The sequence below is a fragment of the Staphylococcus nepalensis genome (genome assembly GCF_014635045.1).
Classification (GTDB): Bacteria; Bacillota; Bacilli; order Staphylococcales; family Staphylococcaceae; genus Staphylococcus; species Staphylococcus nepalensis.
The window spans coordinates 629020-653419 of sequence record NZ_BMCF01000001.1 but is presented as its reverse complement, the minus strand read 5'-3'; the positions used below and the strand labels follow the sequence as shown (position 1 = coordinate 653419).

Below are 24400 nucleotides of genomic sequence, written 5' to 3'. Positions count from 1 at the left end.
ACCACAAACTGAATCAACACAACAACCACAACAAGAAGCAGCTTCAACACAATCATCAGATAGCTCAAGTGAAGCATCAAGTGGTTCATCAGTAGATGTAAATGATCACTTGAAACAAATTGCAGAGCGTGAATCAGGTGGCGATCTTAAAGCTGTAAACCCATCTTCAGGTGCGGCAGGTAAATACCAATTCCTACAAAGCACATGGGATTCAGTAGCGCCAGCTGAATATCAAGGTCAATCACCAACAGAAGCTCCAGAATCAGTACAAGACCAAGCAGCAATGGACCTTTATGAATCTGAAGGTGCTTCACAATGGGTAACTGCTTAATATAAGTCAGTAATCAAAAGTATTTGATTTTAAGGTAAAGCAAAACCCCTAGGTTCTTAATATTAGAATCTAGGGGTTTTTTGTGTGAAAAATTTTATTTAAAACCATATGATGTACCAGAAAGGAAAGGGGATATTTATATCAATGATCAACTGATTGTATTAAACAAAGTACAATTACTTCATAAATATAAAAAATCAACCCGAATGTATTGAAAGAAATACACATTTTTATTATTATATATGCTTGTGTTGTAAAATTTAACAGAAACAATCGAAATTGGGATATAAATAACGATCCTAAGGTGATTTATGATATTGGCAATAGATCATTGAAATAAAAATACATTTAGTATGTAGCTTTAAAAATAGGCTTTCTAAAGTATTTGTATTTCTTATTTTACTGTAATACTATGCTTGGTTCTTGGTACAAGTCATTCGTTTATGAAGATTGCTATTCCATAAGAAAAGATTTGGTACTTTATTTTAGTCACCTTTGTTGGGGCGGGGCAACGAAATCTTTTTAGAAAATGTGATTTCTGTTCCGCTCTCTTTTTGTGTTGTCGGTTATAGCACACTTATATTTAAAAAAAGACAGTTTTAAACATTAATTAAGTTTATAGAAAGAGGTGTTGGCGCAATGTTATATAAAATCCATTTAAAAAATATTTGCTTCTGTCTACTGGGCACATTTATTATTGCGATAGGTGTAAATACATTTGTTTTAGCTTCAAATTTAGGCGAGGGCGGCACAGTAGGTATCTCACTTAATTTAAAATATACTTTAGGCTTATCACCAGCTTTAACAACACTTATTATTAACATGATACTAATCATTGTCGGTTGGAAATATTTAAGTAAGACAACCGCAGTTTATACCCTAGTTACAGTAGTGGCGAGTTCACTATTTTTAGGAATTACAGAACCTTTAAAATTAAATTTGGAATCTGATTTTATTAATACTATTTTTTCAGGAGTGTTGATTGGTATAGGTACAGGCTTTGTTATATCTGCACGTAGTACGCTAGGGGGCACATCAGTTATTGCAAAAATCATTAATAAGTATAGTGAAATAAAGACATCACAAGCTTTATTTATTCTTGATTCATTAATTGTATTATCATTTTTATTTGTATTACCAATTCAAAATGTACTGTATACAATTGTGATGTTATTTATTGTTGAAAAAAGTATGTCCTTTGTCATAGAAGGATTTAATCCGAAAAAAGCAATTACTGTTATCTCGGATTTTAACGCGGATATTAGTAAACAAATTAATGCGGAAACTGGACGTGGCTCCACATTATTGAATGGGGTAGGTGGCTATGAACAAAGAGAAACTAACGTGCTTTATGTTGTAGTATCTCAAAACCAGTTAGCCAGAATTAAAAAAATTGTAAATAGTCATGATGAGCATGCTTTCTTAGTCATTCATGATGTGAGAGATGTATTAGGTAATGGCTTCATGAAATTACAATAGTAAAAGATTACGTAGGTATCGTATAAAATATGCACATGTCAATAAAATCATTTTATTAAACTTTAAAAGTTCTATGGAAAACAAACATATTTTTAAAATTGGATATTAATATATAAATAGTAGCCGAGACTTATTATAACGTCTCGGCTTTTAATATCGTATTGAAAATAGTTGAAAGTAAAGAAGATAAGGTTTGTCTCGTTCCGCGTCTACTTTTTAAAATAAGATACGTGATAAAAAGATGACAATGGTCACTGTGAAAACACTAAATAATGTCGAAAATAATACAATTTGTGCATGTAATTCAGGCTCTATTTGGTATTCCATGGCGATTGTAGAAGTATTTCTTGAAGTAGGGAAAGAACTAGCTATAAAGAGTGATTGGGCTACCACACCATCTAACCCTAATAAGTAAATAACCGCTAAAGAAACTAATGGACTCAACAATAAACGACCAATCAGTGACCACGTGATAACACGATGGAAAAAGTTAATTTTAATTCTAGCAAGTTGTGCGCCTAATAAAATAAGCGCAATAGCTACAAATCCATCCGAAAGTTGATTAAGTGGTATTAAAAGCGTATGCGGTAGGTCAATGGTGAAAACCTGGCAAATTACGCCTAATAAAAGTGCATGAAACACAGGAAGACGCAAAAATCCACGAGTGATGTCAGCCATTGATTTGCTTGCTGATAGCAAATTGTACATGCCGTATGAATAAGTTAATAAATTTTGGAATACTAAAGTGAAAATTTGTACAGAAACACCGATTGGATTTTGACTAAATATAAGTTGACTGACTGGTAGACCATAATTCCCAGAATTCATTAAAGAAATGCTGTTTTTTAACGCTGCACTTTCCCCTTTATTTAAACGCAAAATCTTAGACAATACATTTCCAATTAAAATTAAGACAACACTGAAAATAATAATATAGTATAGGATATTTAATAATAGAGCAATATCAATTTGAATTTGATAAATATTCACAAATACTGATGCAGGCATTAAACAGTATGTTATTAAAGCGGAAAAATGTTTGAGTTCAAATGAAAATTTCATTTGAAGCAAAAAACCTAATAATATTAGAAGTAAAATAGGTAATATAACTTCTAAAAGTATAAAAATAAACATAAGCAACCTTCTATCTCTAAGTAATATACATATTAATAATCATTAATTGTTGATTTACTATTAAGTTAGCATATATTTATTATAAGTAAAATATAGGTTTGTGATTAGAATTGATAAGCATAACTTATAAATATATAGAAATGAAATAAGGCCAAGACAAAAATTATGTCTTGGCCGTTACTATAATATCACTAGTAGATATTTGGAACGAAGCCTTTTAGAAAACATGATTTTTAAAAGTTACTTTAGTAACAAACCATTAGTTTGAAAATGGGCTTTGGCTTCCAAGTTTGTTTATCTTCGTTAAGGTGTAATCATAATCTACTATAAAAATTAATTTTCTATTTTATACTTAAGTAATAAGAAACTATACAAGTTGTTTAAAGTTTTCTAAACGTTTTGCTTTTTCTTCATCGCTGATATTATGTTTTTTAACATAACGATTACTTTCATGCTCAGCGCATTCATGACAACAAGCGCCTAAATAACGTGCTTCATTTTCTTCGGACACCAGGATTTGGCGGTTACATTCAGGGTTTGAACAATTGATATAGCGTTCGCAAGGCGTGCCGTCAAACCATTCTTTACCTACAACTGTTTTTTCAACTTGGTTGACGTCTACACTAATACGTTCATCAAATACGTACATTTTGCCATCCCAATATTCGCCTTTTGTTTCTGGGTCCTTACCGTAAGTAGCAATACCACCTTCAAGTTGGCTTACATTTTCAAAACCTTCTCTTAGTAAGTAACCAGAGAATTTTTCACAACGAATACCGCCTGTACAATAGGTAACAATTTTTTTATCCATAAATTGATCTTTATTCTCTTTAATCCAGTCTGGTAAGTCTCTAAAACGTGTTATATTAGGGCGAATAGCGCCACGGAAATGACCTAAATCATATTCATAATCATTACGCGCATCGATAACCACTGTTTCATCATCAAACAATGCTTCTCTGAATTCTTCAGGTGATAAGTAATTACCTGTAAGTTCTTTAGGGTTGATATCTTCATTTAAATCTAACGCAACGATTTCTTTTCTAGGACGAACATGCATTTTTTTAAATGCGTGGCCATCAGCTTCATCGATTTTGAAAGTAATGCCTTCAAATCTTGGATCTGATTTTAATGCATCCATATATTTATCTGTTGCTTCAATTGTTCCAGAAACAGTACCATTAATACCTTCAGTCGATACTAAGATACGTCCTTTAAGCTCTAAGTCTTTACAGAAATCTAAATGTTCTGTAGCGAAAGTTTCAGGGTCTTCAATTGTTGTATATTTATAATACAATAATACTCTATAATCCATAATTCGATCTCCTCTAATCTATATCTTTCTATTATAGTTTTTATATAAAATTATTAGTTTGACGGTATTCGTGCGACAGTAGTTCATAATAAATATGATTAAATTAACATTGATTGATTATTTTTATAAAATGACGAAATTATCCTCACTATATTGTAACAAAAAAAGGACAATATTCAATTTAAAAATTTTGCGAAATCAAATATTTATATAAATGCTTTAAAGGTGCGCTCATATAATCAATATAAAAAAATGCTCTTTCCAAGCATAGCATCTTCAAAAGATGATAGCTGAAAAGAGCATAAACATAAGTTATTTATTTTTATTAGTAAAGATGAGTGCCACAATCAAACTAATTGTACTGACTGCAAAAACGATATTCATAATTGCTAATATCTCTATAATAACAACATCTTTACCTAATCTTTCAAAAGCATTTTCTTGCAGTTCTTCCTCAGAATTAAAGTCACTATCAGTTCGCGAAGGTTTTTCCTCGATATCTTCTAATAATCTTTCTTTAACCTTAGGCATATAATACCTCCTTATCATCTATTTAATGTTCCCTTTTTAAGTTAAAATCAATCATCTAAAAAATATGAAACGTTGCATTGTGTAACTATGGTTACTATACTTTCAATAACAGACAGAAAAAAATAGAATTAAACAGGAGAGATGAGTATGGAAACAGTATATTTAGCAGGTGGATGTTTATGGGGTGTGCAAGCATTTGTTAAGACGCTACCGGGCGTGGTTCAAACAGAAGGGGGTAGAGCAAATGGTATTACAGACACACTCGATGGTGAATATGATGGCTATGTAGAAGTAATTAAAACTGGTTTCGATCCTGAAAAGGTATCTGTTTCAGATTTAATGGGATATCTTTTTGAAATTATTGATCCATACAGTGTCAATCAACAAGGTCAAGATATTGGTTTAAAATATAGAACTGGATTATACAGTGAAGATGCTAAACATTTAAAGGAAGCGCAAGCTTATATAGACACGATTGAAGACCATCACCTTATTGCAACAGAGGTATTACCACTAACAAATTACGTGAGAAGTGCAGAAGAAAACCAAGATAGATTATCAAGATTCCCAAACGATTATTGTCATTTACCAAAAGAACTTGTTAATAAATACAAATAGTAACAAACGATTTAAATGAATCTTAAATACGTTAGGGAGGTGTGCATGTTACACCTCCTTTTTATCTTTTTGAATATTGGTGAATAATTGATACTTACAGCGTGAAATTGATCATACAATAATTTGATTAAAATAATAGCACCTCAATATACATAATTATCAATTCAAAGCTGTGTTCAGTAAGAAAATATGGCGTATGCTATAATATGCATTGTTATAACAATATGGTAATATTAGGAGATTTTTAACTATGAATAAGCCAAAATATCAAATTGTAGCGGATGAAATAAAAGAAAAAATAATTAATAAAAGTTACCATGCAGGTATGCTTTTACCTACTGAAAAACAGTTCCAAAGTAAGTTTAATGTAAGTAGGTATACTGTAAGACAAGCAATGAATATGCTTGTTCAAGATGGTTTTATAAAAAAGAAAAAAGGTTCAGGTTCATATGTCAGTTATAATTTTTTGAATTCCAACCAAAGTAAAGCTTCCAAAAAAATAGGCGTAATCGTGACATATGTTTCAGATTATATATTCCCTAGTATAATTAGGGGTTTAGAAAATGAATTGAAGAAACAAGGTTACTCATTAATATTAGCGAGTACTAATAATAATCATGACGAAGAGAAGAAATGCTTGGATATGATGTTAAACCAAGGTGTTTCCGGACTTATTATAGAACCGACTAAGAGTAACGTTTATAATCCCAATTTGTCTTACTATTCATTATTTAAACAAAGAGATATTCCTATTTTAATGATAAATGCCAAATATGACGAATTAAATTTACCTTTTATTGCGATTGATGATATTAAATCAGGTTATTTAGCAACACAATATTTAATTGATCATGGACATGAAAATATTGCATTGATTACGAAAATTGATGATAATCAAGGGAAATTGAGAATGAAAGGTTACTTTGATGCATTTGAAGCCAATACGATACTTTTTAAAGGTGAACATATTTATACATTTGATACAGAAAATAAAATACAAGTTATTGAACAGATTGTTCAGCACATTTTTGAACGGAAAATTAATATATCCGCTTTAGTTTGCTATAATGACGAAATTGCTTACGATATCATCCAGCGATTAAAAGGAAAAAATATACGTGTTCCAAGAGATATATCTGTAGTCGGAGAAGATGATTCAGTCCTTAGTAGGTTGAGTGAGATGAATTTAACGAGTACGTCGCATCCGCAAGAATTATTAGGTGTGAAAGCGGCAAAGTGGATAATAAACGCTATAGAAAATAATGAAAAATCAGACTCCATACTCCTCGACACATATATTATCGAACGGAATTCAGTTAAAAAAATTTAGAAACTCAAATCAATCATATATTGATTTGAGTTTTTTAATTGTCATTGTCCGTACACAATTTAAAATATATTGACATGTACGGACAAATATTATAGGATATATTTGAAAACGGTTGCAAAGGGGTGTGAGAAATTGAATAATTTGAATATGAATTTATCAAGTGAAGATATTTCCATTGGCATAGAGTTGGGATCTACTAGAATAAAAACCATTGCTATAGACAAAAATTTAAACACAGTAGCGACAGGAAGTTTTGAATGGGAAAATGAGTTTATAAACGGTTATTGGACGTATTCAATTAATGATATTTGGATAGGCTTGCAGAAAAGTTACGAAGATATGACACAAAATTTAAAACAGCAATATAATCTTACGCTAACTAAAGTAAATGCCATAGGTATTAGTGGTATGATGCATGGGTATTTAGCTTTTGACAAAAATGAAGATCTGCTGGTGCCTTTCAGAACTTGGAGAAATGGAAACACAAGTGAAGCAGCTGCTATATTGAGCGAAAAATTTCAATTTAATATTCCAGAAAGATGGAGCATTGCACATATTTTTCAAGGTGTTTTAGATAATGAAAGACACGTGCGCCAAGTGGAATATATTACTACATTAGCTGGATATGTACATTGGTATTTAACAGGGGAAAAAGTACTTGGCATTGGAGATGCTTCAGGGATGTTTCCTATCGACATTAATCAGAAAAATTATAGACCTGATTTGATCAATGTAACCAATCAATTATTTCAAGAACATGGTTTTAATAAACCGATTGAAAAAATATTACCAAAAGTAAGCGTGTCCGGAGAAAGTGGTGGATGTTTGACCAAAGAAGGCGCTAAACTTTTAGATGCTTCTAATAAGCTTGAATCTGGATGTATCATGTGTCCGCCTGAAGGTGATGCAGGCACAGGTATGGTAGCTACAAATACAGTTGCTACAAATACAGGTAATGTGTCTGCTGGCACAAGCGCATTCTCAATGGTGGTTTTATCACAAGAATTGAAAGATAAATATCCTGAAATTGATATAGTGACGACACCTAATGGTAATGAAGTGGCAATGATTCATACAAATAATTGCACTTCTGATATTAACGATTGGATGAATCTGTTTAGCGAAGTTTTAAAAGTAATGGGAGTAGATTTTTCATCTGATGAGTTGTACGGACAAATATTCCGAAGTTCTCTAAATAGCGATGATAATATTGGTGGATTATTATCTTATAACTATGTTTCAGGAGAAAATATTACAAATGTCGAACAAGGATATCCACTTTTTGTAAGGGAACCAAATTACAATTTCAATTTAGCTAATTTCATGAAAATGCATTTATACAGTGCTTTCAGTACTTTGAAAATTGGCATGGATATGTTGAAAAAAAATGAATCAATAGAGTTAGAAAAGTTAATCGCTCACGGGGGCATTTTTAAAACGAAAGGCGTTGCGCAACAGGTATTATCTTCAGCACTGGATAACGATATCACAGTTATGAATACAGCTAGTGAAGGAGGAGCTTGGGGAATAGCTATACTTTCTTATTTTACATCGCTTGAAACAATGCAAACATTAGAACAATTTTTAAATGAAGTAGTTTTTGTAAATATTGAAGAAGAAACGTTATCGCCAGTTAAACAAGAAGTAGATCACTTTAATAACTATGTAGAGAAAATGAAACTTGGATTACCAATAGAGCGTTTGTTCTCTAAACATTTAGGAGGTAAAGCATATGCTAGAAACATTAAAATCTGAAGTTTATAAAGCTAATCTCGAATTGCCTCAAAGAGGGCTAATCAAATATACATGGGGAAATGTTAGTGCTTTTGATAAAGCGTCACAATTATTTGTAATTAAACCAAGTGGTGTTAATTATGATGAGATGGAACCTGAAGATATGGTTGTTTGTAATTTGAATTGTGAGGTGGTGGAAGGAAAACTGAAACCCTCATCTGATATGCCAACACATGCAGTAATTTATAAAAAATTTGATGATATTGGGAGTGTGGTTCATACACATTCTCCTTGGGCAACAACTTGGTCACAATCTGGATTAGAAGTACCCGCAATGGGGACGACACATGCTGATACATTTTATGGCGCAATACCATGCGCAAGATTTTTAACACCTGAAGAAATAAATAAAAATTATGAATATGAAACTGGAAACGTGATCATTGAAACATTTAAAGAAAAGCATATCAATCCACATGAAGTACCTGCAGTATTATTACGTGGTCATGCGCCGTTTGTTTGGGGAGACGATTGTCAATCTGCAGTCATGAATGCAGTAGTATTAGAAGAAATATGCAAAATGAATATATTTACACGACAATTAAACCCTTTTGCCCAAACATTACCGCAAGAAATACTTGATAAGCATTTTGAAAGAAAACATGGTGCGAATGCATATTATGGTCAAAAATAAGGAGGAAATATAATGAATAATTCAAAAAAATTCTGGTTCGTGGTTGGTTCTCAAGAACTATATGGTGATGAAGCATTATCCCAAGTCCAAGAAAATGCGCAGAATATAACAGATGGATTGAATTCAGAAGGAGATTTACCATTTGAAATCGAATTACAAACTAAATTAGCTATTTCATCTGATGTGATTACTGAAATTATGAAAGAAGCAAATTATAGAGATGACGTTTTAGGTGTTATTACATGGATGCATACATTCTCTCCAGCAAAAATGTGGATAAGGGGTACAAAACTATTACAAAAGCCGTTGTTACATCTCGCAACGCAATATAATGAAAATATTTCCTGGGAAAAAATAGATATGGATTACATGAATTTACATCAATCTGCACATGGAGACAGGGAATATGGGTATATCAATCGTCGATTAAATAAAAACAATGAAATTATTTTTGGTCATTGGAGAGATTCAGAAGTTCAACAACAATTAAAGGATTGGATGTTTGTTGCTAATGCTTATAATGAAAGCTTTAATTTAAAAGTAGCGAGATTTGGTGACAATATGCGAAATGTTGCTGTTACTGAAGGAGATAAAATCGAAGCGCAAATTCAATATGGCTGGACAGTTGACTATTATGGTATTGGAGATCTAGTTGAATATATCCGTAGCGTTACAGATTCAGAAGTTAATCAATTGTTTAAGGTTTATCAAGATTTGTACGAATTTGATTATAGGGATTATAGCGAAGAAGCATTTAATGATTCTGTTATAGAGCAAATTAAATACGAGGTTGCGATAAAAAGATTCTTAGATGATGGTGATTACACTGCATTTACTACTAATTTTGAAGATTTACATGGGATGAAACAATTACCTGGTCTAGCTGTACAAAGATTAAATGAACAAGGTTATGGTTTTGCTGGTGAAGGAGATTGGAAAACGGCTGCACTCGATAGATTATTAAAAATAGTTGCACAAAACGAAGCAACAGGATTTATGGAAGATTATATTTATGATTTGAGAAGTAATCAATCTCATATTCTTGGATCACATATGTTAGAGGTAGACCCTACACTTTCTGAAAATAAACCTAAAATTATCGTGAATCCTTTAGGAATTGGGGATAAGCATGACCCAGCAAGATTAGTGTTTGATGGTAAACAAGGCCAAGGTGTAGTTGTCACAATGCTAGATTTAGGAACGTCTTTCAAATTTATTATAAATGAAATAGAGGCAAAATCATTAAAAGAACCCGCGCCTTATTTACCAGTCGCTAGAGTTTTATGGGAAGTGAAACCATCGTTGAAACAAGGTGTGAAACAGTGGATAAAAGAAGGCGGCGGCCATCATACCGTATTATCATTGAAATTAAATACAGAACAAATTGAAATGCTATTAAATATGTTTGATACAGAATATGTATTGATTAATTAAATTATCTATTGCAACGCATCACAAAGTTAAAATTGGTGTTCGAACAAAAAAGAGGGTGAATGGGATGAAAGTAAACAGTAAAGTTTCAAATCGTTTTATCTATTTCTTTGGTGCATTTGGGGGTATTTTATTTGGATATGATATTGGTGTTATGACAGGAGCTTTACCATTTTTAAGAGAAGATTGGGGTATCAATAGTGGTTTTATTATTGGATTAATTACATCATCAGTTATGTTAGGTGCTATATTTGGTGGCATTTTAGCAGGGAGATTATCAGATAAACTAGGGCGAAGAAAGATGATTTTAATTTCAGCTATGATATTCACCGTAGGCTCCATATTATCGGGTATTGCGCCTCATGAAGGTAATTATTTTTTAATTATATCAAGAGTAATACTTGGTTTAGCTGTGGGTGCAGCTTCAGCATTAGTACCAGCTTATATGTCTGAAATGGCACCAGCAAAATATCGCGGTCAACTATCTGGTATGAATCAAACGATGATAGTTTCAGGTATGTTATTATCTTATATTGTTGATTACTTTTTAAGAGATTTACCAGTCGAGATTGGATGGAGATTGATGCTTAGTGCTGCCGCAATACCTGCATTAATTTTATTTTTAGGTGTATTGAAATTACCGGAATCTCCAAGGTTTTTAATAAAAAATAATAAATTTAAAGAAGCAAAATTAGTATTAAGTAATTTGAGAAATAATAATAATATTGAAAACGAACTAAAAGAAATTGAAAATATTATTCAAAAAGAACGAAACAACGAAGTTAAGCATTCACTTGCCACTTTATTTAATGGAAAGTATAAATATCTTGTGATTGCAGGGCTTGGCGTTGCAGCCTTTCAACAATTTCAAGGTGCAAATGCAATATTTTATTACATTCCATTAATTGTAGAAGAAGCAACTGGAGGATCAGCAAGTTCAGCACTTATGTGGCCTATTATTCAAGGTATCATTCTTGTGCTTGGATCATTATTATTCATTTGGATAGCAGATAAATTTAATAGAAGAACATTATTAATGTTAGGTGGCACTGTAATGGGATTGTCATTTATTTTACCGGCAATCATCCATATGGTTTTACCTAATGCCAACCCGTTATTGATTGTAGTATTTTTAAGTATTTACGTAGCGTTCTATTCATTTACTTGGGCGCCATTAACATGGGTCATTGTAGGAGAGATATTCCCATTAGCAATTAGAGGTTTTGCTTCAGGTACAGCTTCGTCATTAAACTGGGTTGGGTCATTTTTAGTTGGATTACTTTTCCCAATTATGACAGCATATTTCTCACAACAGTTAGTCTTCGCAATATTTGGCGTTATCTGTATTCTTGGTGTATTGTTTGTGAAAAAATTTGTACCGGAATCAAAGGGACGCACACTTGAAGAAATTGAAAAAATTGGAGAATCACATCACTCAAATCAAACAACTGCACAAGTCAAAGGGTAATTTTAAAAATTATTAATTTAAATACCCCGCCGAGTATCCATTTTTATGATGCACGCCGGGGTATTGATTTTTAATTTTATTACTTAATTTTCTATTTTTACGATATTTATCTTTAAAACCGAATATAAAAGATTAATTTTCGTCGTAGTTTTTAACAATCTTGCCATCAATACTTACGATTTTTATGTTATTTGGATTTTTAAGTAATCCAATATTATTTAATGGGTTATCATCTACTATAATAAAATCTGCTTTTTTCCCTGCTTCTACTGTTCCTATTTCATCATCATAACCAAGGCATTCTGCTGAAACTTTAGTTGAAGCTACAATAGCTTGCATCGGTGTCATACCGTGTTCAACCATTAATGCTAGTTCACGTAAATTCGTTCCGTGCTTAAATACACCAGCGTCCGTACCCATTGCAATTTTTACACCTGCATTAACAGCTTTAGTAAAACTAGAAGTATGTGCATCTAGGACTTCTTTTGATTTTTGAATAGAGGCCTCAGACATGCCCAGTTCATCTGCAAATTCAATTACAGAAACTGGCGCTAGCAAAGTTGGTACAAGGAATATACCTTGATTTTTCATACTTTCAATTGCTTCATCATCAAGATAAATGCCATGTTCTATGGAATGAATCCCTGCGGCAATACAGTTTTTCACACCTTGTAAGCCTTGTGCGTGTGCCATTACTTTACGGTTACCTCTGAATTGGGCTTCTTCAACCATTACTTTAAGCTCTTCAATTGAAAATTGAGTGAAGTCTGGATGATCTGTAGGGCTTGTTACACCACCTGTTGCATGTACTTTGATTACATCTGCACCAGCGCGTAGCATTTCTCTTACTTTTTTACGTACTTCTTCCACTCCATCACATATGCCAGTAGGTAAACCAGGGTAATCTTCAATAAAGCTAGGCATAGTAATACCAGACTTCGTTAATTTGTCTCCATGGCCGCCAGTAATTGTTAGTGCATTAATGCTAATTTGCATGCGAGGTCCTAATATTAAACCATCTTGTACTGCTTCTTTAATACCTTGATCAGCTCCTAAGGCATCACGGACTGTAGTGATACCACAATTTACTGTACGTCTAAGGTGATCTATTGCTCTATAAAATGTATATGAAAAAGGAGTAGTTAATTTTTCATCTAATGGCCTCATTTCTTCCATAATATGGACATGACTATCTATCATTCCTGGTAATAAATATTTGTTACGACCATCTATAATTTCATGGTTTGAGTTTTCTAAATTTTTACCAATAGTCTTAAATTGATTGTCTTCAATAAGCACATCCACTTCCTTTTGTAATTCGTTACCAGTTCCATCTATAAGATTGATATTTTTTATAAGCATTTAAAATGCCTCCCTTATCATTTAATAAAATTCATTAATATACCTGTTAAAACAACTGACGCTACTGTTACTGATGTAAATCCACCTATTAACATAGGACTTAGTAATTCTTTGAAAAGTGCGTCGTGTTCCTTTTGATTCTTTGTTAAACTTCGACTGACTTCTTCACATAGCATGTAATCTCCGGGGAAGCCATATAATGCCGTTAAAGCTACCGGCAGAGCTTTTGTATAGCGCCAACCGATTAATTTAGCAGCAACTGCGCCACCGATTAAAATGCCAAATGTACCTATCAGTAAAATGAGTAAAATAGCTGGCAGATGATGCCACAAGTCTTGAGGTGTTATATCTCCCATCGAACCTATGACAATTAACATAATAATTACAAGGATTAAAGTGAATGATTTATTTTTTTCTAATTCTGCTTGTTCAAATAACCCTAATTTTAAGCCAATAATACCAAAAAATAAGCTGATAAGCGTAAAATGAATTGGTGTAAATTCTCCGATGATAAAAGCTAAACTAGCAAGCACAAACATAATAAATAATCTCAGCGTATTATTTCGTAAAATAGGATATTTATCATGTAAAGTATGTACGGTTGATGTTTGGATCTCAACCTCTTCTTGTGAACTTGGTTGCAAATGTTTAGCATTTTTTTCTAAGAAATGTGCGCCATATCGTTTCATAATAATAGAACTTAAAGGTAAGCCAATGACACCTTGTAGCCCTTGGACAAGTGCAGGTAAAACAATAAGATAACTCAAATTTAGTTCATTTAATTTATCTATTGTTATTAGTAGTGCAACAATACCGCCCGAAATAGGGCCTACACCTGAAGCAGCAATGCGAAAATCATAAACTAAGGTAACGATGATCAAAATCATAGCTGTTGAACCCACAATGCCAAATAGTGAAATAATAACAGCCTTCCACTGTGTCTTTAAAGTTGATAAAGGCATCATGGTACCCATATGCATAATGGCAGGCGCTATGGCTAATGCACCTAATGAAGGTAAAATAGCCGAATCAAGAATATTTTCAGGGAATATACCTGCCCATTTTAATAATAAAAAACTGACCATAGATGTTAAAAGCATTGGGACTCTAGCTTTTGTCAATGTTGAAATAATTTCCCCAAATGCAATCAGAGCAAATAATGCAGTTGCTGAAATAATAGGTTCACTCCACATTGTCCTTTCCCTCCCTAAATAAAGTGATAATAAGTATCATAGCATTAAAAAAATATAAAATTAACCACAATAACTGAATTTTCTGAAATTATTTTTGTTTAATATAACCAAAAATTTGTTTGACAATTTTTTTGAATAAGCGTATGATACAAAAATGTACAAGGGGTGTACTAATTGATTTTGAAAGTGTTTGCTAGTTATGAACGATAGCATACTATGCATTAAAATACGTTTGGATCGATGTTTCAGTAAAATAATTAAAACTAGCAATGGCGTGTGGGGGATATAAATAGAAAGGTAGTTGAAAAAGATGTTAAATGAATTTAGATTTATATTTAGAAACAAAATGTTGCTAATTTCTTTAATTGCAATATCGCTGATTTCATTACTTTATGTGGCTTTGTTTGTAGGATCAATGTGGGACCCATATGACAAGACAGAAAACCTTAAAATTTCTGTAGTAAACCACGATGAAAAAGCTACACTCAATAACAAAGATATTACTATTGGTGATGATTTAGTAGATAAACTTAAGGATAATAACAATTTTAAATTCCAAGTTGTTTCTGAAAAAGAAGCGGATAAACAGTTGAATCGTGGCGAAAGCGTCGGCACAATTATTGTGCCAAAAAATGCTTCAGCTAATGCAACGACAATATTAGATGAAAATCCAAAAAAAATTAACCTAGAAACTAAAGTAAATCCAGGTTCTAGTTATACAGGTAGCCAAGTTGCAAACTCAGCGATCAATACTGTCACTACAACAATCAAAGATAATATTAGGTCAAATTATTTGAATGAATTATTTGCTACTGCTAAGGATTCACAATCAGGTTACCAAGATACATCAGATGCTTTAGGACAAATGTCAGATGCGGAAAACCAATTAATTGATGGTAACCAACAGGTGACCGATGGCATTCAACAATTGTTGCCAATGATTGGACAACCAGCTCAAGAATTATTGACAGGTAATCAACAAGTAACGGATGGCTTACAACAACTTCAAGAAAATAATAATCAATTGAAAGCGCAAATTGATGATGCTGTTAGTCAGCAAAATAACGTATCATTTGAATCAGAAAATGAAAAAGCACTTAACGATGTTACTAAAGTAAAAGAAAATAATCCCACTAACGCCGATCAATATGGGGCAACGATTGTTCCTTATATGGCGAGTGTAAGTTTATTTGTTGTTGCATTATCATTTAGTGCGATTTATCCATTACGTAAAACAATTAGTAAAGATACATCCGCAACAAGACAAGTTTTAGGTAAATTTGTCTTATATATTGTTCAAGGTGCACTAGCTGCATTATTTATGAGTAGTTGGGTACTATTTGTCTTTAATATGACAGTTGGTAATGTATGGAAGTTTATATTAGTTGGGTTGTTATGGGGGGTTGCCGCAATCACTATAACTTCATTATTGATGTTGTTCTTAGATAGAATAGGATTATTTATATCCATGATTCTTTTAATCTTACAGTTAAGTGCAAGTGAAGGTATGTTCCCAATTGAACTTTCAAGTACATTCTACAGATGGATTCACCCATTCTCACCAATGTCTTACGCTATTCAAGGTTATAGGGAAGCTATATTTACAAACGCTGGTCACTTTGACTTTGGATTTGTCGTAGCATTGCTCATTACCCTTATTATCGTAATGATGTTATTACAATATTTAGTTTTAATATGGTTTAATAGACGAGATAAATTACCATTTTCTATTAAATTCAAATAATATGATATAGAGGTGTAATGTTATGGATAACGTAGATCAATCGATTGAGCATGCAATTCGTAAATTTCAAACCGTCATGTTGTATTTAAATAAAGAAATTGTTGAAATGGTAAACGACTCTAGCTTGACTAACTTACTTTCAAGAGAACAAATAGAAGCGATGAGAATTATCCAAACAGAAGGACAAGTTACGATAAATGAGCTAGCATCTTTACAAAATATATTTAAAACAGCTGCTTCAAAACGTATTGGTAAACTTGAAGAAATGGGTTATGTGCAAAGAGCACATTCGAATAATAAAAGAATTAAATTAGTACAGTTAAGTATTGAAGGTGAAATGTTTTTGAAACGAGCTACTGAAACAATGACAGAGGAAGTGAAAAAACGTTTAGGTAACCGATTTACACTTGAGGAAATAGAACATTTTGTAAATCAGTTAGAACGTATTGATGATGCTTTTAGAAAAAGTAAATAATTACCTGGGAAATTGTTTGTGTTATACATGGACTTGTATATTAATGATTAGTATACTGAATTATATAATTTGAAAAGTGTACTAATTGGAAAAAATCATAAACTGATGACAAGGAGTGTAACATGATGAAAAGAACTGTTGAACGCGTGCTTGCTTGGATTGGTATCGGGCTCCAATTACTTGGCGTGATTGTGCTTGCGATTTTCCTACCATTATTCGGAAACGGGTCAATGAAAGATGCCATGATACAGTCGATGATGGAAAGCGACAGTACCATCACATACGAAAATGGAGAAGCGGTTATCAATATGCTTAGTGGACTGGTAACAGCAGGACTTGTGTTATCAATTATTTTATTAATTATCGCGATCATTGGTGCGGTGTTAATTGGCAAAAAAGCAAAGGCGGCAGGTATCTTACTAATCATTGTAGGCGTTATTTCATTTGCTGGTAATTGGATTAATGCCATATTATGGCTAGTTTCAGGTATTATGTTGCTCGTGAGAAAACCGAGAGATCCTATCTATACGAGAAATGCAGAAGATGATGCTAACCCTTATATTAAAGATGGCTCGCAAGTAAATGAGCATAATAATTCATATGTGTTGTCTGAAGATCAAAAAGAGAACGAACAACAAGAAATTAAAGATAAATATACAGATTCAGATGACGATAATAAATATAAATATTAACCAACAAAACCAAGTGATCCTTTTAAAGGAAAGCTTGGTTTTGTTATTTAAATGGCATATTATGTAGGTTTAATATCATCTAAAAGAAGCTGTAGTTGATTATATAAATGATGATGTTCAATACTAGTATTTTCATTTTTATAAGTGTGTTGTTTGATGAAATCTTTTGGTGTCATTTTCATCACCTTTTTAAAGTCTCTTAAATATGTATTATATGAACGAAAGCCATAATTACGCCATGTTGATTCTCCGTTTCCATTATCTAGTAATTCTCTAGAAAGACTATAAATTTTTACCTTTTTAATATATTTTATTAAAGAAATATTCATCTTTTTTGAAAATTCCCTAGATAGATAACTGTTATTCACAAAAAATTTTTTAGCTAATATATCAAGTGTTAAGGGCTGTTTGTAATTTTGATTAATATATTCAACAACATTTTTAATTAATTTATTTGAGTAGGATAAGTTGGTATGTAAACGTGTTTTTGTAGGGCTAAAATAATTAATTAATTTAATAACGCCAATGTCACTGTTAAATGAATCATTTTTAAGAATGGCTTTCAAAGTCTCTATATAAGTTTCAGTTATAAGTTTAGATCTCTGAGATTTATTTATTAGGTCTTCTCTATTTACTAATGAAAAACGATTATAACTTAAATTATTTATTGAAATACAAGCAAGAATTCCTGTTCTGTGAATGATTAAGTTTTCCTCAAAATCATAAACAACAAAAACATTACCACGTTGAAATACATAATCTGAATCTAACTTTTGGAAATGTAAAACACCTGAAATAACTAAATATAAATTTGAAAAATTAGGCGTATTTAAATGGTCTAATTTGTCATATTCAGCGTAGATGATTTGATTGTAATTCATTTGTTCCACTCCCAAAGGTTGATAAACGCAAAATTTAATTAGGTTTAATTTACATTAAACAAAGATGACCCTTTGCATTTATAGTGTTGCACTTATTACCTATCATGCTAAGAGACATTTTTGTGAATAGTCTTGAATAGAATTTTATTATTAAAATATTACTGCTTCATTAGTAGAATAGTCAATTAATATCGCAAAACTATGAAAAATTATAATACTAAAGTAAAAAAATGGATATTATATATATTTATTTATAATATATTGGATTTTAACTCATAATAGTAATGAAAATATCGAAAAATTAGTGAACAATATATTTTTACTAATGCATAAGGTTTTCCAAATATCTATTTTGCTCTGAATTATCTCGTTTTGCTTTATGTTGTTATAATCATTTATAAAAATTCTTTTATGCTACTTTACTTTTATAATATATAAATAAAAGTTTAAAAACAATAGGAGGAGAAGAGACAGCATGAAAAGCAACTATTTTTTAGAAAAGAAAATAGATAGTGCATTTAAGCGTAAATAATTAAATTTTTAAGAGGTAGGACAGTGTTTGATATGCTTCATCTAAAGTAGCTATTAAAAGTAAAACTTTGAAGTGCTATTTTTCATAGATAAAAAATAGGTTGATTGTTCTATTGAGGAAGTTTCTAAAAACGTGTAAATTGGTAATAAAGTATTAGTATAAAAATTAAAAGTGAAATTAATAAAATGGGGTGAGTTAAATGATGATGATGATTGGTATCCTTACACCATTATTGGTCATTGGGTTTATAGTTATGTCAATTATGGAAGAAAAGAAAAGAAACAAAAGAGAACAAGAGAATAAAGGTGAAAATAACATAAGTAATGAAAATAAAAACGAAAAAGAAGATAGTAATAACGGCAAATAAAATAATTTTCAAGGTTATAATCGTAAACTATAAGAAGTTATTAAATGATAAGTGTATAAATTAATTTATACACGAAACTTTAAAAATTTAGGTATCATTATAGGAGCAAAAGTAGGAAGTCATATTTTAATTTTCTGATTTCTATTTCGCTCCTAATTTTAATAGTAATGTATAAACGCTTAGTACTATTAAATGGCAGCGCCCATTTATAAATAAAACATTTGATGCATTTTTAACAAAAATAGATACGACTCATGTATAATTTTTCTTAAAGGGGAGTGTTCTACCATGAGTGAAATGTTATACATATTGCAAACTGTGTTGCTACCTATTTTTATAATGATTATACTGGGATTTGTCTTACAGAAAAAATTCACTCTAGATTTAAAAACATTAGCAAAATTGAATATATATGTGTTTGTACCGGGATTTATTTTTGTTAAGTTTTACAAGACGAATTTTGAAATACATTTATTATTATATATAGTAGCTTTTTTCATTATATACATACTTATTCTTTTTTTAGTTGGTAAAATTTTAACTTTATTTAAAAAGAGAGATAAAGGTGAAGCTACAACACTAACGAATAGTGTATTATTTTTTAACTCTGGCAATTATGGGGTGCCAGTTAACGATTTAGTGTTCAAAGGGGATCCATTGGCAATGTCAGTACAAGTAATCGTACTGTCATTACAAAATATTTTCACCTTTTCTTACGGTATATTTGCGATTCAGTCTGCCCAAATTGGTAAACTCAAAGCTATGTTAGGCTATTTCAAAATGCCAGTGCTTTACGCTTTACTATTTGCAATTATTTTAAATTATGCTGATGTGCCCGTACCGGAATTTATTTGGACACCAGCTAATTACGTGGCTGATGCAATGATTGCAATTGCTTTAATTATGCTTGGTGCACAGATCGCTAATATCAATTTCAGTCTCAAATGGTCATCGACCTATGTTTTTATATTTGTGAGATTAGTAGTTGGTCCTATAATAGCATTTATAATTATTAAAATTATGGGTATAGAAGGCATTATTGCACAAACACTATTTATTGCTTCTGCAATGCCAACATCAGTAAATAGTTCTGTTATTGCCCAAGAATATGATAATTACCCAGAATTAGCAGCAGAACTTGTCTTTTTATCTACTTTATTAAGTTCCATTACTGTAGTTGTTGTCATCTATGCTTCCAAATTATTATTCTAGATTAATATTTGAATTTATTATTATTTTCATGTTATTAGTCAAAGAACCTGGGACAAGTTAATGTTTCAGGTTTTTTATGATATTAATAATAGATAACTAATATGATCAATGTATAATTTTTTTAAATAAAAATTAATGTTCGAAAATTCTTAACAAAGTTGTGACGGATTTGTTAATTGACTTCTTTTGAATTGAAACACTATATATTGTGTCTTAGATTATAAAGTAAATACAATATATAGAAAAGAGGGGCAGGATGAATAAAATTGAACAGGATTTAACAAATCTTATTACAAAAGATCCTACAGTGATAAATGAAAATGCAAATAAAGATAGTGCTACATTTTCTACTATGAGAGATTTAACAGCAGGTGTTGTTTCGAAGTCATACGCCTTAGACTATTTATTACCAAAACATGTAGCAGAAGCACATACAAATGGGGATATACATTTCCATGATTTGGATTACCATCCATTTCAACCACTTACAAATTGCTGCTTAATTGATGCTGAAAGTATGTTGAAAAATGGTTTTCAAATAGGAAATGCTTCTGTGACCTCACCAAAATCGATTCAAACTGCTTCAGCGCAGTTGGTGCAAATTATTGCGAATGTCTCTAGTAGCCAATACGGTGGCTGCACAATTGATAGAGTGGATGAACTATTAAGCTGCTACGCTAAATATAATGAAATAAAACATCGTAAATTAGCAGCGCAATTTGTCGAAAAAGAGCATATAGAAACGTATATTGATTATCAAATTACACAAGATATCAATGATGCTATTGAAAGTTTGGAGTACGAGATTAATACACTTTACACTTCAAATGGCCAAACGCCATTTGTCACGCTCGGTTTTGGATTAGGCACAGATCGATATAGTCGAAAGATTCAACGAGCGATATTACAAACACGTATTAAAGGGCTCGGTAAAGATCGAATTACTGCCATTTTTCCTAAGTTAGTATTTTCTATTAAAAAAGGCATTAATTATAGTAAAGACGATCCGAATTACGATATTAAACAATTAGCATTAGAATGTTCTACAAAAAGAATGTATCCGGATATATTAAATTACGATAAAACGGTAGAAATATTAGGTGATTTTAAAGCACCAATGGGCTGTCGTTCATTTTTACCACTTTGGAAAAATGAAGATGGTGAAGGAGAGAATAATGGTAGATGTAATTTGGGGGTAGTGACGCTTAACATACCTAGAATCGCTTTAGAGTCAAAAGGTAATATGGAATCTTTTTGGAAATTATTTCATGAACGCATGCAAGTGATGCACGATGCACTAGTTTATAGGATTGAACGTTTAGAACAAGCAACTCCAGACAATGCACCCATATTATATAAAAATGGCGCCTTTAAACATCGTTTGACCGATAAAGATAGTGTGATGTCCTTATTTAAAGGTAAACGCGCAACGCTTTCAATAGGCTATATTGGTTTGTATGAAGCCGCTATTGTATTTTATGGCGCTAATTGGGAAAAAACATCTAAAGGAAAAGCTTTTACATTAGATATATTAAAAGCGATGAAAGTCTATCAACTCAAATGGACTGAAATATATGATATTTGGTTTAGCATATACAGTACGCCAAGTGAATCGTTAACAGACCGTTTTTGTAGATTAGATAGGGAAAAATTTGGAAATATAGCAGATATTACAAGTAAAGGATATTATCAAAATTCATTCCACTATGATGTTCGAAAAGATATAACACCTTTTGAGAAAATTGATTTTGAAAAAGATTATCCTTTTTATGCTAGTGGAGGTTATATACATTATTGTGAATACCCAAAATTAACACACAATATAAAAGCACTAGAAGCAGTATGGGATTACTCATACGATAAAATTAGCTATTTAGGTACAAATATTCCTATAGATCATTGTCGTTTATGTGATTTCAAAGGTGATTTTAAAACTACTAAAACTGGATATCAATGTCCAGATTGTGGTAATAATGATCCTAAAACAGTAGATGTAGTAAAAAGAACATGTGGTTATTTAGGCAATCCAGTGCAACGTCCTACGATTGAAGGAAGACATAAAGAAATGTGCGCAAGGGTCAAACATATGAAAGACCGGTCGATATGACGATTTTAAATATTACACAAGGCCAAGGTTATATAGCAAAAATAGAAAGACAAAGTTTCGTAGACGGCGAAGGCGTTAGATGTAGTTTGTATGTTTCAGGATGTCCATTCGCATGTTTAAATTGTTACAATAAAGCAGCGCAAAACTTTAAATATGGAGAACGATTTAACAATGAAACTTTAAATGAAATTTTGAAAAATTGTGAGCCAGATTATATAGAAGGATTGAGTATTTTAGGTGGCGAGCCATTTTGTAATTTAGATGTCACACTTACTTGTGCGCAAGCATTTCGAAAACGTTTTGGTGATAGTAAAACATTATGGGTATGGACTGGATTTTTATTTGAATATTTAGCAAATGATCAAACTTTAAGAATTGAATTTTTAAAAAATATAGATGTGCTTATCGACGGCCCTTTTATTAATCATTTATATAAGCCTAACTTACCTTACAAAGGTTCTTTAAATCAGCGTATTATAGATGTACATAAATCATTAGAAAATAATAAAGTTGTTGAATATACATGATAAGCGTTTATTTCTATGCGAGCTGTCTCTTTTATTATGTAAGCGAATTGCTATTAATATAAATTAAATTTAATTAAAATCTTAGTTAACGTTAAAATATGATTTCATCATATTTAAGTATATTTAAATAAAGGAGCAATTACAGATGTGTACAGGTTTTTCATTTTTTTCAAAAAATAATCAAGCTATATTAGCTCGCACCATGGATTTTGTTTATCAATTAAAAGGTAACCCAGCAGTACAACCACGTCATTATTATTGGGAATCACGTGTTGATTATAAAGGTGAGACATTATATGGGTTCGTAGGTTCAGGCAGTGATATGGAAGGATTTTTATTTGGAGATGGCGTTAATGAACATGGAGTCGGTGCGTCGGTTCAATATTTTAGAGGTTATGCTTCTTATGCAAGCGAGATTAAAGAAGGTTATATGAATATTGCTCAAAATGAAGTGATTAATTGGATTTTAGGATACAACCAAAATATTGAAGATCTAATAGAAAATGCAAAATCAGTTAATGTGGTAGCACATACATTAAATGACATATCAGAAGTTCCTCCACTTCATTATCATATTTCTGATGATACTGGCAAAACAGTGGAGCTAACCTTTAATGAAGGACGCATAGTAATCAACGCTAACCCAGTAGCTGTATTAACTAATAATCCAGATTTAAATTGGCATTATGAAAATTTGAAGAATTACATAAACATTTCACCTCAAAAACCTAAAGAAGAAAAATTTGCAAACATCGCTTTAAAATCGCTAGGAAATGAGGGCGGGACATTTGGTTTACCAGGTGGTTATACTTCAGCTGAACGTTTTGTCCGTATCGCGTATTTAAAAAACTACCTAGAAGAAGATAACAGCTCAGAAAATGATATATTAAATGCGTTTAAATTATTAGAGATAATGAGTATACCTAAAGGTGCTGTCAGAGATGAAGACGAGGGTCTACATTATACTTTATACCAAACAGTACTCAATTTAACGACACGCACATTTTTTATTAAATGGTATGATACCAACCAAATCACAGAAGTACAGTTAACAGAAGCATTATTGGATAAGAAAGAAATGACAATTTTTGAACCAATAAAAGGATTAATAGTTAATAAATTAAGTTAACTTATAAGTTAATCTACTTTTACCTACCTTATAGCATTATGAAAAATTTAATTATTTATTTGAGCGTATATGAAACCAAAAGTTTAATTTGGTGTTATATGCGCTTTTTTATGT

General features: G+C 31.5%; 22 protein-coding genes. 16 read left to right on the top strand and 6 right to left on the bottom strand.

Annotated elements, in window-relative coordinates; all coding sequences use genetic code 11:
* A partial coding sequence (locus tag IEU88_RS02950; protein WP_188350414.1) for a transglycosylase family protein occupies positions 1–331 on the top strand: 331 nt, incomplete at its 5' end.
* Between the two features lie 639 nt (positions 332–970).
* A complete protein-coding gene (locus tag IEU88_RS02945; protein ID WP_103373385.1) occupies positions 971–1810 on the top strand; it encodes a YitT family protein in 840 nt (279 codons plus the stop codon).
* A gap of 216 nt (positions 1811–2026) precedes the next feature.
* Here the strand turns inward: IEU88_RS02945 and IEU88_RS02940 are convergent, their stop codons facing one another.
* The 3 genes from IEU88_RS02940 to IEU88_RS02930 all read right to left on the bottom strand — a co-directional run bounded on the left by IEU88_RS02940 (position 2027) and on the right by IEU88_RS02930 (position 4790).
* Complete coding sequence (locus tag IEU88_RS02940; RefSeq protein ID WP_115359552.1) at positions 2027–2944, bottom strand: AEC family transporter; 918 nt, start codon at positions 2942–2944, stop codon at positions 2027–2029.
* Between the two features lie 367 nt (positions 2945–3311).
* Positions 3312–4259, bottom strand: a complete 948-nt coding sequence (gene trhO, locus IEU88_RS02935; RefSeq protein WP_096808180.1) for an oxygen-dependent tRNA uridine(34) hydroxylase TrhO — start codon at positions 4257–4259, stop codon at positions 3312–3314.
* A 312-nt stretch (positions 4260–4571) separates the two neighbouring features.
* Positions 4572–4790, bottom strand: a complete 219-nt coding sequence (locus IEU88_RS02930) for a hypothetical protein (RefSeq protein ID WP_096808181.1) — start codon at positions 4788–4790, stop codon at positions 4572–4574.
* 147 nt (positions 4791–4937) lie between these two features.
* Here IEU88_RS02930 and IEU88_RS02925 point away from each other — a divergent pair, with 147 nt between their 5' ends.
* From IEU88_RS02925 to IEU88_RS02900, 6 genes are all read left to right on the top strand, one after another.
* The gene (locus IEU88_RS02925; RefSeq protein WP_096808182.1) at positions 4938–5408 is read left to right on the top strand and encodes a peptide-methionine (S)-S-oxide reductase; all 471 of its coding nucleotides are present in this window, start codon (positions 4938–4940) and stop codon (positions 5406–5408) included.
* Positions 5409–5658: 250 nt separating this feature from the next.
* Positions 5659–6738, top strand: a complete 1080-nt coding sequence (locus IEU88_RS02920) for a GntR family transcriptional regulator (RefSeq protein ID WP_103373078.1) — start codon at positions 5659–5661, stop codon at positions 6736–6738.
* 147 nt (positions 6739–6885) lie between these two features.
* The gene (locus IEU88_RS02915; protein WP_103373079.1) at positions 6886–8493 is read left to right on the top strand and encodes a xylulokinase; all 1608 of its coding nucleotides are present in this window, start codon (positions 6886–6888) and stop codon (positions 8491–8493) included.
* A complete protein-coding gene (locus tag IEU88_RS02910) occupies positions 8471–9166 on the top strand; it encodes an L-ribulose-5-phosphate 4-epimerase (RefSeq protein ID WP_096808184.1) in 696 nt (231 codons plus the stop codon). The genes IEU88_RS02915 and IEU88_RS02910 overlap by 23 nt, the downstream gene beginning before the upstream one ends.
* A 12-nt stretch (positions 9167–9178) precedes the next feature.
* On the top strand, positions 9179–10600 hold the full coding sequence (gene araA / locus IEU88_RS02905) for an L-arabinose isomerase (protein ID WP_096808185.1): 1422 nt from the start codon (positions 9179–9181) through the stop codon (positions 10598–10600).
* A 64-nt stretch (positions 10601–10664) separates the two neighbouring features.
* A complete protein-coding gene (locus IEU88_RS02900) occupies positions 10665–12065 on the top strand; it encodes a sugar porter family MFS transporter (protein ID WP_103373077.1) in 1401 nt (466 codons plus the stop codon).
* Positions 12066–12197: 132 nt separating this feature from the next.
* Here IEU88_RS02900 and IEU88_RS02895 read toward each other — a convergent pair whose 3' ends face one another.
* Positions 12198–13427, bottom strand: a complete 1230-nt coding sequence (locus IEU88_RS02895; RefSeq protein ID WP_096808187.1) for a metal-dependent hydrolase family protein — start codon at positions 13425–13427, stop codon at positions 12198–12200.
* Positions 13428–13444: 17 nt separating this feature from the next.
* Positions 13445–14620 (bottom strand): hypothetical protein, encoded by a 1176-nt coding sequence (locus IEU88_RS02890; RefSeq protein WP_096808188.1) that lies wholly within the window; start codon positions 14618–14620, stop codon positions 13445–13447.
* 310 nt (positions 14621–14930) lie between these two features.
* On the opposite strand from IEU88_RS02890, the gene IEU88_RS02885 reads away from it, so the two are divergent.
* From IEU88_RS02885 to IEU88_RS02875, 3 genes are all read left to right on the top strand, one after another.
* Complete coding sequence (locus IEU88_RS02885) at positions 14931–16364, top strand: YhgE/Pip domain-containing protein (protein ID WP_103373076.1); 1434 nt, start codon at positions 14931–14933, stop codon at positions 16362–16364.
* Positions 16365–16386: 22 nt separating this feature from the next.
* Positions 16387–16839, top strand: coding sequence for a MarR family winged helix-turn-helix transcriptional regulator (locus IEU88_RS02880; protein ID WP_103373075.1), 453 nt, complete (start codon positions 16387–16389; stop codon positions 16837–16839).
* A gap of 125 nt (positions 16840–16964) precedes the next feature.
* Positions 16965–17531: a DUF4064 domain-containing protein gene (locus tag IEU88_RS02875; protein WP_174221762.1), complete on the top strand. Its 567-nt coding sequence runs from the start codon at positions 16965–16967 to the stop codon at positions 17529–17531.
* Positions 17532–17590: 59 nt separating this feature from the next.
* On the opposite strand, the gene IEU88_RS02870 is transcribed toward IEU88_RS02875, so the two are convergent.
* Positions 17591–18412 (bottom strand): helix-turn-helix domain-containing protein, encoded by an 822-nt coding sequence (locus IEU88_RS02870; protein ID WP_096808192.1) that lies wholly within the window; start codon positions 18410–18412, stop codon positions 17591–17593.
* A 731-nt stretch (positions 18413–19143) separates the two neighbouring features.
* Here IEU88_RS02870 and IEU88_RS02865 point away from each other — a divergent pair.
* The 5 genes from IEU88_RS02865 (at position 19144) to IEU88_RS02845 (ending at position 24286) form a co-directional block, all read left to right on the top strand.
* Positions 19144–19311, top strand: coding sequence for a hypothetical protein (locus tag IEU88_RS02865; RefSeq protein WP_157772535.1), 168 nt, complete (start codon positions 19144–19146; stop codon positions 19309–19311).
* Between the two features lie 288 nt (positions 19312–19599).
* The gene (locus IEU88_RS02860; RefSeq protein WP_115359553.1) at positions 19600–20523 is read left to right on the top strand and encodes an AEC family transporter; all 924 of its coding nucleotides are present in this window, start codon (positions 19600–19602) and stop codon (positions 20521–20523) included.
* A gap of 256 nt (positions 20524–20779) precedes the next feature.
* Entirely contained in the window at positions 20780–22630 is a 1851-nt protein-coding gene (nrdD, locus tag IEU88_RS02855) for an anaerobic ribonucleoside-triphosphate reductase (protein ID WP_103373609.1), read from the top strand.
* A complete protein-coding gene (nrdG, locus tag IEU88_RS02850; protein ID WP_096808195.1) occupies positions 22627–23157 on the top strand; it encodes an anaerobic ribonucleoside-triphosphate reductase activating protein in 531 nt (176 codons plus the stop codon). Before nrdD ends, nrdG begins: the two co-directional genes overlap by 4 nt.
* 145 nt (positions 23158–23302) lie before the next feature.
* On the top strand, positions 23303–24286 hold the full coding sequence (locus IEU88_RS02845; protein WP_096808196.1) for a choloylglycine hydrolase family protein: 984 nt from the start codon (positions 23303–23305) through the stop codon (positions 24284–24286).
* Positions 24287–24400 lie beyond the last annotated feature (114 nt).

Coding starts and splice junctions, on each gene's coding strand:
- IEU88_RS02885 (WP_103373076.1), top strand. CDS start 14,931: ATGTTAAATGAATTTAGATTTATATTTAGAAACAAAATGTTGCTAATT.
- IEU88_RS02930 (WP_096808181.1), bottom strand. CDS start 4,790: ATGCCTAAGGTTAAAGAAAGATTATTAGAAGATATCGAGGAAAAACCT.
- IEU88_RS02900 (WP_103373077.1), top strand. CDS start 10,665: ATGAAAGTAAACAGTAAAGTTTCAAATCGTTTTATCTATTTCTTTGGT.
- IEU88_RS02925 (WP_096808182.1), top strand. CDS start 4,938: ATGGAAACAGTATATTTAGCAGGTGGATGTTTATGGGGTGTGCAAGCA.
- IEU88_RS02920 (WP_103373078.1), top strand. CDS start 5,659: ATGAATAAGCCAAAATATCAAATTGTAGCGGATGAAATAAAAGAAAAA.
- IEU88_RS02895 (WP_096808187.1), bottom strand. CDS start 13,427: ATGCTTATAAAAAATATCAATCTTATAGATGGAACTGGTAACGAATTA.
- nrdG (WP_096808195.1), top strand. CDS start 22,627: ATGACGATTTTAAATATTACACAAGGCCAAGGTTATATAGCAAAAATA.
- IEU88_RS02880 (WP_103373075.1), top strand. CDS start 16,387: ATGGATAACGTAGATCAATCGATTGAGCATGCAATTCGTAAATTTCAA.
- IEU88_RS02910 (WP_096808184.1), top strand. CDS start 8,471: ATGCTAGAAACATTAAAATCTGAAGTTTATAAAGCTAATCTCGAATTG.
- IEU88_RS02860 (WP_115359553.1), top strand. CDS start 19,600: ATGAGTGAAATGTTATACATATTGCAAACTGTGTTGCTACCTATTTTT.
- IEU88_RS02890 (WP_096808188.1), bottom strand. CDS start 14,620: ATGTGGAGTGAACCTATTATTTCAGCAACTGCATTATTTGCTCTGATT.
- IEU88_RS02915 (WP_103373079.1), top strand. CDS start 6,886: ATGAATTTATCAAGTGAAGATATTTCCATTGGCATAGAGTTGGGATCT.
- IEU88_RS02940 (WP_115359552.1), bottom strand. CDS start 2,944: ATGTTTATTTTTATACTTTTAGAAGTTATATTACCTATTTTACTTCTA.
- IEU88_RS02845 (WP_096808196.1), top strand. CDS start 23,303: ATGTGTACAGGTTTTTCATTTTTTTCAAAAAATAATCAAGCTATATTA.
- IEU88_RS02865 (WP_157772535.1), top strand. CDS start 19,144: ATGATGATGATGATTGGTATCCTTACACCATTATTGGTCATTGGGTTT.
- IEU88_RS02945 (WP_103373385.1), top strand. CDS start 971: ATGTTATATAAAATCCATTTAAAAAATATTTGCTTCTGTCTACTGGGC.
- nrdD (WP_103373609.1), top strand. CDS start 20,780: ATGAATAAAATTGAACAGGATTTAACAAATCTTATTACAAAAGATCCT.
- trhO (WP_096808180.1), bottom strand. CDS start 4,259: ATGGATTATAGAGTATTATTGTATTATAAATATACAACAATTGAAGAC.
- IEU88_RS02870 (WP_096808192.1), bottom strand. CDS start 18,412: ATGAATTACAATCAAATCATCTACGCTGAATATGACAAATTAGACCAT.
- IEU88_RS02875 (WP_174221762.1), top strand. CDS start 16,965: ATGAAAAGAACTGTTGAACGCGTGCTTGCTTGGATTGGTATCGGGCTC.
- araA (WP_096808185.1), top strand. CDS start 9,179: ATGAATAATTCAAAAAAATTCTGGTTCGTGGTTGGTTCTCAAGAACTA.